Annotated in this window: 12 protein-coding genes; 7 read left to right on the top strand and 5 right to left on the bottom strand. The window is 54.7% G+C overall.

All coding sequences use genetic code 11. The annotated features are described in order from the left end of the window. Positions 1-39 precede the first annotated feature (39 nt). The 3 genes from FYZ48_RS18630 (at position 40) to FYZ48_RS18640 (ending at position 2,936) form a co-directional block, all read left to right on the top strand. Positions 40-1,005, top strand: coding sequence for a glycosyltransferase family 2 protein (locus tag FYZ48_RS18630; protein ID WP_187782111.1), 966 nt, complete (start codon positions 40-42; stop codon positions 1,003-1,005). Between the two features lie 85 nt (positions 1,006-1,090). After that, on the top strand, positions 1,091-2,485 hold the full coding sequence (locus FYZ48_RS18635) for an MBL fold metallo-hydrolase RNA specificity domain-containing protein (protein ID WP_149343090.1): 1,395 nt from the start codon (positions 1,091-1,093) through the stop codon (positions 2,483-2,485). A 7-nt stretch (positions 2,486-2,492) separates the two neighbouring features. Continuing rightward, entirely contained in the window at positions 2,493-2,936 is a 444-nt protein-coding gene (locus FYZ48_RS18640; protein ID WP_187782106.1) for an ASCH domain-containing protein, read from the top strand. Between the two features lie 21 nt (positions 2,937-2,957). Here FYZ48_RS18640 and trpA read toward each other — a convergent pair whose 3' ends face one another. Beyond that, on the bottom strand, positions 2,958-3,779 hold the full coding sequence (trpA, locus tag FYZ48_RS18645) for a tryptophan synthase subunit alpha (protein ID WP_149343094.1): 822 nt from the start codon (positions 3,777-3,779) through the stop codon (positions 2,958-2,960). A 71-nt stretch (positions 3,780-3,850) separates the two neighbouring features. Then, positions 3,851-5,056, bottom strand: a complete 1,206-nt coding sequence (gene trpB / locus FYZ48_RS18650) for a tryptophan synthase subunit beta (RefSeq protein ID WP_149343097.1) — start codon at positions 5,054-5,056, stop codon at positions 3,851-3,853. Positions 5,057-5,366: 310 nt separating this feature from the next. On the opposite strand from trpB, the gene FYZ48_RS18655 reads away from it, so the two are divergent. Next, positions 5,367-5,570: a hypothetical protein gene (locus tag FYZ48_RS18655; protein WP_149343099.1), complete on the top strand. Its 204-nt coding sequence runs from the start codon at positions 5,367-5,369 to the stop codon at positions 5,568-5,570. A gap of 21 nt (positions 5,571-5,591) precedes the next feature. Here FYZ48_RS18655 and FYZ48_RS18660 read toward each other — a convergent pair whose 3' ends face one another. Together FYZ48_RS18660 and nadC are read right to left on the bottom strand one after the other, a co-directional pair. Next, entirely contained in the window at positions 5,592-7,934 is a 2,343-nt protein-coding gene (locus tag FYZ48_RS18660) for a hypothetical protein (protein ID WP_149343101.1), read from the bottom strand. Between the two features lie 50 nt (positions 7,935-7,984). Continuing rightward, entirely contained in the window at positions 7,985-8,875 is an 891-nt protein-coding gene (gene nadC, locus FYZ48_RS18665; RefSeq protein ID WP_198422242.1) for a carboxylating nicotinate-nucleotide diphosphorylase, read from the bottom strand. Positions 8,876-9,040: 165 nt separating this feature from the next. Between nadC and ald the strand changes: the two genes are divergently transcribed. The 3 genes from ald to FYZ48_RS18680 all read left to right on the top strand — a co-directional run bounded on the left by ald (position 9,041) and on the right by FYZ48_RS18680 (position 12,060). Continuing rightward, positions 9,041-10,147 (top strand): alanine dehydrogenase, encoded by a 1,107-nt coding sequence (ald, locus tag FYZ48_RS18670; RefSeq protein ID WP_149343107.1) that lies wholly within the window; start codon positions 9,041-9,043, stop codon positions 10,145-10,147. 833 nt (positions 10,148-10,980) lie between these two features. Beyond that, positions 10,981-11,448 (top strand): hypothetical protein, encoded by a 468-nt coding sequence (locus FYZ48_RS18675; protein ID WP_149343109.1) that lies wholly within the window; start codon positions 10,981-10,983, stop codon positions 11,446-11,448. 303 nt (positions 11,449-11,751) lie between these two features. Further along, positions 11,752-12,060, top strand: coding sequence for an EF-Tu C-terminal domain-related protein (locus tag FYZ48_RS18680; protein WP_149343111.1), 309 nt, complete (start codon positions 11,752-11,754; stop codon positions 12,058-12,060). A gap of 49 nt (positions 12,061-12,109) precedes the next feature. On the opposite strand, the gene FYZ48_RS18685 is transcribed toward FYZ48_RS18680, so the two are convergent. Continuing rightward, positions 12,110-12,811 (bottom strand): alpha/beta fold hydrolase, encoded by a 702-nt coding sequence (locus tag FYZ48_RS18685; protein WP_149343113.1) that lies wholly within the window; start codon positions 12,809-12,811, stop codon positions 12,110-12,112. Positions 12,812-12,911 lie beyond the last annotated feature (100 nt).

Raw genomic sequence — 12,911 nt, forward strand, 5'->3', positions numbered from 1 at the left:
CTGTCTGTTGAGTGAAAGGTCTGCGTCGTGCTCTCGATTATGATTCCGGTATTGAATGAATCGGAAAGTCTGCCACAACTGTATCAGGAGATCTGCGAAACCAGCCAGCAGCATCAGATTGACCTGGAAATTATCTTTATTGACGACGGTTCGACCGACAAGTCCTGGGAACTGATCTCGCAACTGGCCAAGCAGGATGAACGCGTTTCTGGGATCCGCTTCCGTCGGAACTTCGCCAAGGCAGCCGCGTTGACGGCGGGTATGCGGGCCGCCCGCGGTTCGGTGATCATGATGATGGACGCCGACCTGCAGGACAACCCGAAAGAAATTCCCCGTTTTCTGGATAAACTCAACGAAGGCTACGATGTCGTCAATGGCTGGAAAGAGCGTCGCCTCGATCCCTGGCATAAAGTGTATCCCAGTAAAGTCTTCAACTGGATGATCTGGAAACTGACCGGACTGAAACTGCACGATCACAACTGTGGCTTCAAACTGTTCCGCAAAGAAGTTGCTGCGGAAATTCGTATCTACGGCGAACTGCACCGTTTCATCGCCGTGTTGGCAGATGCCCGTGGATTTAAAGTGACCGAGATTCCCGTCCATCACCGCGAACGACAGCACGGTTATTCCAAGTATGGCGTGCGACGTTTCCTCCGCGGGTTCCTTGATCTGCTGACGGTTCGCTTCCTTACCGGCTATGGACAACGACCACAGCACATGCTGGGCGCCATCGGCTTGAGCTGTCTGATGCTTGGATTCCTTGGACTGGGCTACCTGGGGGTGGTCTGGTTGCTGACCAATCTGTTCGGTCTGGGACTGGGGCCGATTGGAAACCGTCCGCTGCTGGCCTATTCTGTCGCTGCAACCATTCTGGGGGCGCAAGCGATCAGCCTGGGCCTCTTGGCAGAGCTGATTGTCGCTTATACCGGTCGTCATCAGGACACCTACAGCATTTCCGAACGAACGGAAACCGCCTCTCAAAACGAGCAGGAGATCATTATCTGATTGGCATAACTCCAACTGTCTCTACCCTGTAATCCTGTCCGGGCTGGAACGGCCTCCAGTCCACTGTCTGGGAATGAAATCATAGATGAAAATTACGTTCCTCGGTGCCGCCGGTGAGGTGACCGGCAGCCAGCATTTGATCGAGACAGACGGGCGACGGATTCTGCTCGATTGTGGTCTGTTTCAGGGCCACCGGGCAGAGTCATTCAAAAAGAACTGCCGCTTCGCTTATCCCGCTGACTCCCTGGATGCCGTCATCCTCTCGCACGGGCACATGGACCATTGTGGCAATATTCCCCGGCTGTACAACAAGGGTTTTCGGGGACCGATCTTCTGCACCTCCGCGACGGCGGACATCGCAGAGATCATGCTCAAAGACAGTGCCCGTATTCAGGATGAAGACGCCCGTTACCTGTCTCGTAAACTGAATGAAAAGCATCCGCCCATCGAACCGCTTTACGATGAAGAGGATGTGCGACAGGTCATGAAGCAGTTCGAACGCCTCGACTATCACGAGTGGCACGACCTGGGGGACGACCTCCGGGTACGACTGCTGGATGCCGGCCATATTCTGGGATCCGCGATCATTGAGATGAAGATCAAGGACCAGGGAGAATGGAGACATCTGGTCTTCACCGGTGATCTGGGCCGTCGCGATCTGCCCCTGCTGCGAGATCCCGATACGATCGAGGGTTGCGAGATTCTGATTTCAGAAAGCACCTACGGCAACCGGATTCACGAAAAAGCCTCGGATCTGAAAGAGGAACTCTATCACATTCTCGATGAGGCCTATCGCGTTGAAGGGCGTGTGATCATCCCCGCGTTCAGCCTCGGACGCACCCAGCAGATCATTTACTATTTGAACGATCTGTATAACGAAAACCGTCTGCCACACATTCCGATTTTTGTCGACAGCCCTCTCTCCACGCGCCTGGTTTCAGTCTACCGCCATCATCTGCAGGATATGGACCAGGACGTCAGCGACGTTTTGAAAGAAGACAAGGATCCCTTCGGCTTCTCACTGCTGGATTACGTTTCGACCCGTCAGCAGAGTATCGAACTCAATAAACGGGAAGGGGCGTTCGTCGTCATCGCCGGCAGTGGGATGTGTGAGAACGGTCGTATCCGCCATCACCTCAAGAACGGCCTGGAACATCCGGAGAATACCGTCGTACTGATGGGCTACCAGGCGGAGCATACCCTGGGCCGTCGTCTGCAGCAGCGCGATCCCAAAGTGAAGATCTTTGATCGCTATTACCAGGTCAAAGCCAGGGTCGTGCAGCTCAGCGGTCTCTCAGGCCATGCCGACGTTGAGGATTTTAAATGGTGGTACGAAACCTCCGCGAAACGGGGTAACATCGGCCAGGTCTTCCTCGTCCACGGAGAACCGGAATCAGCGACGGCGCTGGCAGCCTTGATCCGCGATGAAGTCGATGAGGAACCGATCATCCCCCAGTATCAGCAATCGTTCGAGGTTTAATGCGACAATGGCGAAAGCGATTCAACATCCCGACAAGAGTCTGCCGGCTCTCGGAATCAGACAGCCCTGGGCAGAACTGATCATGCGGGGCGTGAAAACAATTGAGCTCCGTTCCAGTCAGACGAAGATCCGCGGGACGATCTACGTCTATGCTTCAAAGACTCTCGCGAAGACACCGCACGCCATCGAAGCAGCAGCGCAAGCGGAAATCACGACCGAAACCCTCCCGACGGGCACCTTGATCGGGACCGTTGAGATCGTCGATTCCTTCCCCGCGACCGCTGAACATGCGGAAGCATCAGGCGTCCCCGAGTCTCTGCTCAAGGGAAAATTCGGCTGGAAGCTCGCGAATCCCAAACGCATCAAATCGCCTATCGTGCCGCAGTTCCTGCCTTATGGAGTCTGGTTCTATCCCTTCGTCCGCAAGCAGACCGGAACCCGCCAGAAATAGAAACGGTTCGGGAACCGTTCCTCAACCCTTCGTCGCGGCTGCCATCTCACCTGCGTATTTTCCGATCGACGCAATCACGTCTTCCCGCGTCTGGTCTGGGTCAGAAAAAGCAGCGAACTGTTTGACAATCGCCGAACCAATGATGAATCCGTCGGCTTTACCACGGAGCGTGTCGACATGCTCTGGCTTACTGATGCCGAAACCCACCGCTAAAGGCAGATCTGTCAGCGAACGTAACGACTCCAGATGTGCTGTCAGTTCCGCAGGCAGTTCATCACGAACACCTGTCGTGCCGGCGACTGCGATACAGTAAATGAAACCCGAGGCAGACTGCACGATTCGCTTCGTGCGATCTTCAGGCGTCAGTGGGGAGACCAGTTGCACCAGGTCCAGTTGAGCTGCCTTGGTGAGTTCGACGAACTCACCTGCTTCGTCTCCGGGAAGATCGGGAACAATCAGGCCTGAGAACCCGGCGTCAGCGGCTTCTTTCAGGAAACGCTCTGCGCCATAACGAAAGATAATCGCATACGAAACCATGCCGACCAGGGCCGGCAGATCGACGGACTCATCTGCAGAGAGTTCTTTCAAAGCTTCAAACAGATCGTGTACGTGGAAGCCGTTGTTGAGAGCCCGCGTGTACGATTCCTGAATCACCGGACCATCTGCAATTGGATCACTATACGGGAAGCCCACCTCGATCAGGTCGACTCCCTGTCGTGACAGTTCTTTCAATACATCAACGGTGGTTGCCAGATCCGGATCGCCGGCGGTGATGAAAGGCATGAACGCCATGCGGTTTTCAGATTTTAACGTCGCAAAAGTTTCAGAGATCGAAGTTGTCACGATGGGGGGTACTGCTTTTAACTGAATTTCAGAGGGATGATATTTATTGTTACGACAAAACCAGCCAGGGATTAAATGTCCCGTCCCAGCAGGCGGGCCACTTCATTCACGTCTTTGTCGCCACGACCGGACAGGCAGACAACGATCGTCTCATCGGGGCTGGCCTGGCGGGCTGCTTTGACGGCGTAAGCGATCGCATGCGACGATTCAATTGCCGGGATGATCCCTTCCAGGCGGGCCATCGTCTGAAAGCCTTCGAGGGCTTCATCGTCGGTGATCGCGGTGTAATTCACGCGGCCGGAATCTTTCCAGTAACTGTGTTCGGGTCCCACGCCGGGATAGTCGAGGCCCGCAGAGATCGAATGCACGTCCATCGTCTGGCCGTCATCGTCCTGCAGCACATATCCGAAGCTGCCATGCAGCACACCCTTGGCTCCATAGCTCAGCGTACTCGCATGCTCTCCCGGTTCAGGACCGCGGCCACCCGCTTCCACGCCGGTCAGCTTCACACCCTCATCGTCGATAAAGGGATAGAACATGCCGGCCGAATTGGAACCGCCGCCGACACAGGCAATCACTTGATCGGGGAGTTTACCAGTCTGCGCCAGGCACTGTTCGCGGGCCTCTTTTCCGATGACCGACTGGAAGTCGCGAACCATCATTGGGAAGGGGTGCGGTCCAATCACGGAACCGATAATGTAGTGGGTGGTCTCCACGCTCGACATCCAGTCCCGCATCGCTTCATTAACGGCGTCGCGTAGCGTCTTGGAACCGCTGGAAACGCCGCGGACTTCAGCGCCCATCATTTTCATATTGAACACGTTCAGCTTCTGGCGGCGGATGTCTTCCTCGCCCATATAGACGATGCACTCCAGGCCGAAGCGGGCACAGGCCACAGCGGAAGCCACGCCATGCTGGCCGGCTCCTGTTTCGGCGATTACACGTTTTTTACCCATCCGCATGGTCAGCAGTGCCTGGCCCATGGTGTTATTGATCTTATGAGCACCGGTGTGATTCAGATCTTCGCGCTTGAAGTAGATCTTACCGCCGCCACAATGTTCAGTCAGGCGTTCCGCGAAATAGAGCGGATTCGGGCGGCCCACATAATGCTTGAGCAGGTCGTCCAGCTCCGCCTGAAATGACGGATCCTGTTTGGCTTTCTCATATTCCTGGGTCAGTTCCTCCAGGGCATGCATCAGAGTTTCGGGGACGAAGCGGCGGCCGAATTCTCCAAAGCGACCGGAGGCATCAGGCACATTCGATAAACTGGTTGTCATATCTGGCTCAAATTCACTAGTAAAATATCAAAAAAACAGCGGTAGTGACCATTATTGAATTCCGCGTGGCAATGGTCAATGCCCGCCCACAGGACCCTTCAGAATCGGAAAAGGTTCGATCCGGTTTTTCCATTTTTCCGGCCGGTCGTTTTGCTGTATCTGCTTTTGTATCATGCTCTTCTGTCGTTTTAGCCCCGGAAAATGTGATGTCCAGTCGTAATTTAGTAGGATTTTCCTCAAAAGATCGATAAAATGCAGGACGCGTTCTGTGGAACGATCTGTTTCACAACTTAAGAGGGGGAGAATTAACATGAACACTTCTAATCAAAAACTCGAAGAAGCCATCAATTCCAATTCAATTCACATCGACGAACAGGAACGTTTCTGTCTGTTGGATGACAAAACCCATGGCTACCAGAATCTGGATGACAGCGATATCATCATTCCGGATTTCGCTCACATTCTCCGTTCTGCTCATCGCGAGCTCAATGACTTCACACCTCCTGTAGGTTAATTGCTCCGTGAGTGCCTCCTGCTATTTTGCTACGGGGAAAATCTGCGCCGAGACGAAGTAACGCGCGCCGTCGCGTTCCACAATCAGTTCCGGCGCCCACTGTTCGATTTCTTTTTTCTTGTTATCAGATAACGACTCAAACTTCTGATAACCGTATTGATTTTCCAGTGGCGGTTGCAGCACGCCTGCGGTTACCAGTTTCTGAAAACGTAGAGGCGTCACGTAGTCTGTGTACCCGTAAGATCCCGGCAGACGATAACGTAATACCTCTGACCAGTTCACATACACAAACGCGATATGCTCATCCTGGAATTTCTTTTTGATTTCTTCAGCCGGTTTCATCTTGAGTTGTTTCGCAGGTAACTCAGGGTTTGCTTCCGCCGTCCACTGCTGGAAAATATCTTCATCGAAGACCGTGTTGTAGATCACCGGGAACTCGGCGTTGAAGACCTTCGCTTCTCCCACAAACAACACGACCTGGTCAGGGTCGAGCTCCATCTGGTTCAGTAACTCGATTTCAGGAGCCGTCAGATTGCCTGTGAACTTTCGCGCGTAAGCGAAGTCATCCAGGTACGCGTTATTGCCCCCCAGTCCGCTGGTGACGATACAGAGATTGAACATCACAGCAAACAGCACCGCGACAGTCACGCCGGAACGCCAGAGCAGTTTCGAACTCCACGTTGCACCAATGCCCGCCAGTACCGCAACCACCGGCAGCATCGGTACCCAGAACCGATCGATCCGATGTGTCAGGAACCACCAGGAAAAGAATAGAAATCCGATATAAATCCAGAGCCAGTACATCAGCCGCCGGTGTTGTCGGTTCAGAAAGGCCAGCGGTGCCAGGCAGAACAGCAGCGGACTGATCCAGTCACTGGTCATCGTGACGTCGAGTAGACTATGCTTGAATTCAGCCAGCCCGATCGTTTTCATGCCGTGCCCGTTTTTCCATTTGGCATTCAATGCCTCCGTCAGGTCGTATCCACCAAACACAGAATACAACAGCGGATAAACCGGATTGCCTGTCTCCACCAGGTTCTTCAGCAGCCACGGACCAATGGTAATCAGGGTCCCGACCGCGAACACCACGCCCAGCTTCAAGGTCGTAGACCAGCAGAGCGTTTTATTCTCCCGGAGCAGGAACCAGCTAAAACCGAGCAGCGTCAGTCCCAGTGGAATCACAACGGATAACACGCCCGGGTACTTGGTCGCCATCGCCGAACCGGAGAGCAGCCCCGTGAGTAACGTAAAGCTCCAGAGTTCGCTCGGCAACCGGGATGTGTCGGCAGTGGATTTGTCCGTTGAGTCGTTCGCGTTAGTTTTCCATTTCTGCAGAACCGCTATCGTCAGGATCAGACTCAGCAGACTTGCCAGCAGATAAAAGGAGAGTGCTCCCTCGGTATATGCGATGATCGACATCCGGTAAGTCCAGGGATTCGTCAGGAACACCGTGGCTGCAATCCAGCCTGCTGTCGAACCAAACCAGTGCCGTGCCGTGGTGAAGATTCCCAGCGCGGTAAATAACGCGAAACTCATCAGCACCAGTTTGCCCGCCTGGGCTCCCGTGAACCAGTCCCCTTTGAGCGTCATCGACAGCAGTGTCACCATCTCGGTCAGGAACGGAAAGCTGGTATACACGTTATGGGGCAGGAAGCTGATATAGCCCTGCAGATAATATTCTTTCGGGCCCCCGAAATGATATTCGAGTACATCATAGTCAGTCGAAGGCAGCATCGAACCCAGAAACATGCTGAGCACAAACGGACTCATCAGCAGACAGCATCCCACGCGGAACAGTGTATCGACCATAATCGCTTCCGGCAGTGCCAGCTTCAAAGAACCCAGCGAGCCCGTTTTCTGTTTCGTTTCCTGCAGCGCCGATGCTACGCCCGCGATCGCGGTTAATATCAGTACGGCGTAACAGAGCCCCTGAGAGAGCATGCCCATCAGGCCCCCTCCCAGTGTCAGCAGTGTGACGAATGATATTCCCAGGCCCGCGGCGAAGACCGTGCGTTCTGCAGTGAAGGGGGCCAGCGGTACGCGGATCAACCGCGTCACGAGTTGTCCCAGTCCCCAGGCGCCCAGCAGGATGATCGACGCGACTCCGATCAACGGAATCCGCTGCGGAAAATAAGCCCATCCGGCGGGATGCGGATTCTCTTCGGGCAGCGGATCGACCAGATCCAGCAGCAGGAAAGGCATCTCGGGCACAATGTACCAGCGGTCGATCTCCCTGTTGTTCGTCAGGGGAACGGACAGGTAGATCAGAAAAAACAGCAGCAGCCAGACCAGGGCTCCGTTCAGGAACAGCGGGGAATCTTTCTCCAGTGACTCCAGCGGTCTGTCTACAGATGGCTTATTCATTGGCAGTAATCAGTGTCTTCAACGAAATTAAAAATCGGGTCTTTTCAAAATCAGGTGCGGCGTTTCCAGTCGAAGCCGATATCCAGCGAGATGACAGAGTGAGTCAACGCTCCCACGCTGATCCGTTCCACTCCCGTCTCCGCAGCGGCCCGTACCGTTTCCAGGTTGATGCCCCCCGATGCTTCCAGCAGTGTCGCAGGTGACTGGGCATCACGCATCTGAATCGCCTCCCGCATGGTCTCGGGCGACATGTTGTCCAGCAGCACGATCTCAGGCTTCCCTTCAAGTGCGTCGGCCAGCTGTTCGAGCGTGTCGACTTCGACTTCCACTCCTTTTTCCCCGTTCACCGATTCCCGCGCCTGTTGCACCGCGGCTGCGATGGTGGGATGCGAATTGCGGCTGGCCCAGGCAGCCAGGTGATTGTCTTTAATCAGGATCCCGTCATACAGGCCCATCCGGTGATTCGTTCCCCCGCCGGCTGCGACCGCATATTTTTCCAGTACCCGCCAACCGGGCAGCGTTTTCCGCGTGTCCAGAATACAGGCCCGGGTTCCCTCGATGGCTTTGACGTACTCCGCCGTCTGTGAAGCAACGCCGCACAGATGCGTCAGAAAGTTCAAGACGGTGCGTTCCCCGGTCAACAGCGATGCCAGCGGCCCGGCACACGTTGAAATGACGGATCCCGGTTCCAGGGCGGCGCCGTCAGCCAGATGATGCTCGCAGGTCACTCGCGGATCGAGTTCTGCAAAAATCAGTGAGGTAATCGGAGAACCGGCCAGGATTCCGCTCTGGCGGGCGACAATCTGAATCTCGGCCTGGTCGGTATCTTCAATCAAAGCCTGACAGGTCAGGTCGCCGGTCTCCTGGAGATCTTCCGCCAGGCTCAGTTTGATGAGGGTTTGGGCTGCTGCCTCGTGGGGCTGTGTAAAGGGAACTGTCACGTGCGCATCTCTGTATTCGGGGGTCTGGGAACGCGCCGATTCAGGGGCATTCCGATTCTGAATCCAGCATCTGACTAACATCAGACGTAGAATTAAACGATAATAGCTATAAGTACTTATCGTATCATAGCAGTCTGCAGTTTGACATGTAATCGGGAGAAGCACATGATTATCGGAGTCCCTCGTGAAATCAAGCAGGACGAGTACCGCGTCGCCCTGATTCCGGTCGGAGCCGAGGAATTGACGGCCGCCGGGCATACCGTCCTGGTCGAACGGGGAGCCGGGCAGGGAAGTGGGATTCCCGATGAACTCTACGAAGAAAACGGGGCCGAAATCGTTGAAACGGCTCAAGAAATCTTCTCCCGCGCCGACATGATCATCAAGGTCAAAGAGCCCCAGCCCTCCGAATGGCCCCTGCTCAGACCGGGCCAGATCCTGTTTACCTACTTCCACTTCGCCGCCGACGAAAAGCTCACCCGCGGCTTTCTGGAAACGGGCGCCACCGCCGTCGCTTACGAAACACTCGAAGGGAAAAACGGCCAGCTTCCGCTGTTGACTCCCATGAGTGAAGTCGCCGGACGCATGAGCATTCAGGAAGGCGCCAAGTATCTGGAACGCCCCCAGTTGGGGCGCGGCATTCTGCTGGGAGGCGTACCGGGAGTCCCGCCGGCGCACATCCTGATTCTGGGCGGAGGTGTGGTTGGCAAGAACGCGGCCCAGATTGCAGCCGGTTTTCAGGCGGACGTCGTCATTCTGGATATCAGCGTAGATCGTCTGCGTTACCTCGAAGACATCATGCCTGCCAACGTGAATACGCTTTACAGCGACAAACACAACATCCGCGAGCAACTCGAGCTGGCGGACCTGGTGATCGGGGCTGTCCTGATTCCAGGCGCCCGGGCTCCCATGCTCGTTCCCCAGTCTGCTTTGAAGATGATGAAGCCGGGTGCGGTGTTGATCGATGTCGCCGTCGATCAGGGGGGCTGTATCGAAACATCCCGGCCGACGACGCACTCGGATCCCACTTTCGTCGTGGATGGCGTCGTGCATTACTGTGTCGCCAACATGCCCGGCGCCGTGGGACGTACCAGTACTTATGCCCTGTGTAACGTCACACTCCCGTATGCACTCAGGCTGGCGAACCAGGGGCTGGAAGCCGCCTGTGCGCAGGACAGCGGATTGTTGTCCGCGGTCAACGTGCACAACGGACAGGTGACCAACCGTGCGGTCGCCGCGACCTTTGGTCTGGAATACCACGAGTTTTGTGTCTGACGAAAACGCAGAGCCGTGACTTCGTTGATCCCGTCGAGGGACATTCCCCACTGAAAATCTGCGCCGCTCCTCTGAACAGATTGAACTTGAACCGCGCATCCCGAAGCGTATGCTGGTTCCCTTCTGGCTCGCGCGCGAGACGGGTGCAGCGTGCACTGCATGCAGGCGCACCACTGACGAAACAGCACCTGAATCTGAGTGGCTTTTCACCTGATGCTTACTGGAGTATTTCGAACCGGTTCGCGATGTTCGGTCTCCGCTGTTCAGGGCAGACTGAGACACAAACCGGTCAGACCAGGACAAAATCTGGGACAGACGTGGACAAAATCCGGTCACAACGGGACAAAATTCTGTCTTGACCCTCCGGTGCCCTTCAACACAATCAGTCTCCGTCGTCAAATCATACGCAGAGACAGCAGCGGTGAGTCTATCCATCTCACCACAGTCCACATGCTTTGATTCATAATGAGAGTTCATAAAACACATCCTCAGGAGCGGCAAGGCACTGGCCGCCAGCAACACAGGGTGACGCGGACATTAGAACCGGTGACTGGCGCCATTCCGCTCACAGAATCGAGGGCCCCAAATAAAATTCGGACCGAGCGCAGCGAGCAGAAAACCGCCTGTGGAGACGAAATACTCCGAACCCGAATTCCATTAACGTAGGGGCGGACCCATGTGTCCGCCCGCCTGTTGACTTTCAACATCAACAAGACTTCCAAGGGAAACATGATCCGTGACTCGAAATCGAAAAACCAACCACGCATTTTACTGAAAAGCAACCTGTCCCCGTAGCTGAAAATTGTTAAGCTGAACAGGGAGACGGAACGAATATGGAATGGAAACTCCCGGATCCCGACAACCATTCATCAATGCACGACGAATATATGACTGCGATTAAAAGTAGCGAATTCAGAGAAGAACATTTAGAGCTGAGTCCGGTCTGGACGTGGGAGAGCGATCCTTTCAAGCCCGAGGACTCGCTGATCCCGGTCCCGTTAACCACAGAAGCGATTGCACTGGCCGATTTATTACTCATCCATTCCGAGTTCAAAACTCCCTCCGGGAAAACATTACAGGGGTTGATTATCATGAGTCCGTTGGCTGATGACGTGTTTGCGATCGAGGTCCTGTCCGGCGAGCAGTCATTTACATTTAACAGGCTTCTTCCGGAACTCGCGGAAGACGACCTGATTCAATTAGCCCGCTTTCTTTCTGAAGACCCGGGCAACATCTTCCCTTTGCGCTACTCTGTCGTTGCCGAAGCGCTTTTGATTCCAGACGGCGAGCTCACAATCTGATTAGAGCTCAGCGCAACAAAAGCAGAAAACTAGCAGTGCAAACAAAATATCAATAGTCCGAATTCGATTTCCAATAATGTAGGGGAGGACCCATGTGTCCTCCCGCCTGATGACTTACACCATCAGCAAGACTCCGGAGGGAAACAGGCCACTGTAACCAGGAACCCAGAAAACCAATCGGGCATTTTGCTGTAATGCAACCTGTTCCCTTGGCTGAAGATCGAGAAGCGATAGGGGGCGTAATTAGTTGAACTTGCTGCCTCCCGGTCTTCATGACCCAATGCAATGAAATGATGACCTCGCATGAAATACCATGAAATTGAAGCCGAAGTCTACTATTTAACCACAGAGGAAGGCGGTCGCAAAAACGGCCTACTTAACGGATATCGCGGCCAGTTCCACTATGATGGTGGTGATCATGATGGGGGGCAGTTCTTTCCAGATTTCCTGGAAAACGAAATGATCGAACTGGGAAGCACGGTGTCAGTACTCATTCGTTTTCCAAAGCGACAGTGGGATGAAATTCATTCCGGCCGAATCAAAATCGGAATGAGTTTTCTTGTTAGAGAAGGAGCTAAAGTGGTAGGACGAGGGAGGGTGAAGCGAGTTTGATTGTGGTGGACAGAGTTGGCGAGACTACGCCTGGAAAAACTCTACATTCTTATGCCCCAGCGGAACGCCCCGCTTCCACACGCCGTACAAAATCAGCAAGCACCTGATTGAATTCATGCGGACGTTCCAGATTCATGAAATGCCCACAACCACGCATGACATGCAGCTCCGCCTGCGGTACCAGGTGCGACAGGGCCATCGCCTTCTCCTCGGTGATCACCGGGTCGTGCTCACCGCACATGACCAGCAGGGGTTTCTCCCACTGCGCAACGACCGCGGTGTGATCAGTGCGGCTGTGAAAGACCCGGACAGCGTTGAGCAGGTCTGCGGTCTCCTGTGACAGCGCCAGCGACTCAATCCTCTGTACAACCGCTGGCTGTGCAGCGGCGCCCAACCAGCCGCTGATTTCCAGCCACATCCCGCGAATGCCCTGATGGTGCAGTGTGTCGAGATAAGCATCGCGTGCAGCAGGCTCCGGGCGATGGCCTGCTTTGGTTCCAACCAGCACCAGCGCCGCGATCCGATCGGGGGCCTGACGCGCCATTTCCAGCGCACAGGAACCTCCCATCGAGGAGCCGATGGCAATCAGGGAGTGTGTCTCAATAGAATCCAACACTCGGCTGGCCCAGTCTTCGAGGGAGTCTCCCAGTTGATACAGGCAGGGAGTTGTGCATCGTTCAGGGGCAATCGCGCGTTGTTCGTCCCACATCGAATGATCGAGAGGGAAGGCATGCAGAAACGCGAGATGCATTCAACTGGTCCTGATGATTAACCTGTGGCTTAGCTGTACACAATCCATTTTATGGTAACCACACGCCAGGCATTTGCTTATGGGATAAAAAAAGAGAGGT

The organism is Gimesia chilikensis (assembly GCF_008329715.1).
Taxonomy (GTDB): Bacteria; Planctomycetota; Planctomycetia; order Planctomycetales; family Planctomycetaceae; genus Gimesia; species Gimesia chilikensis.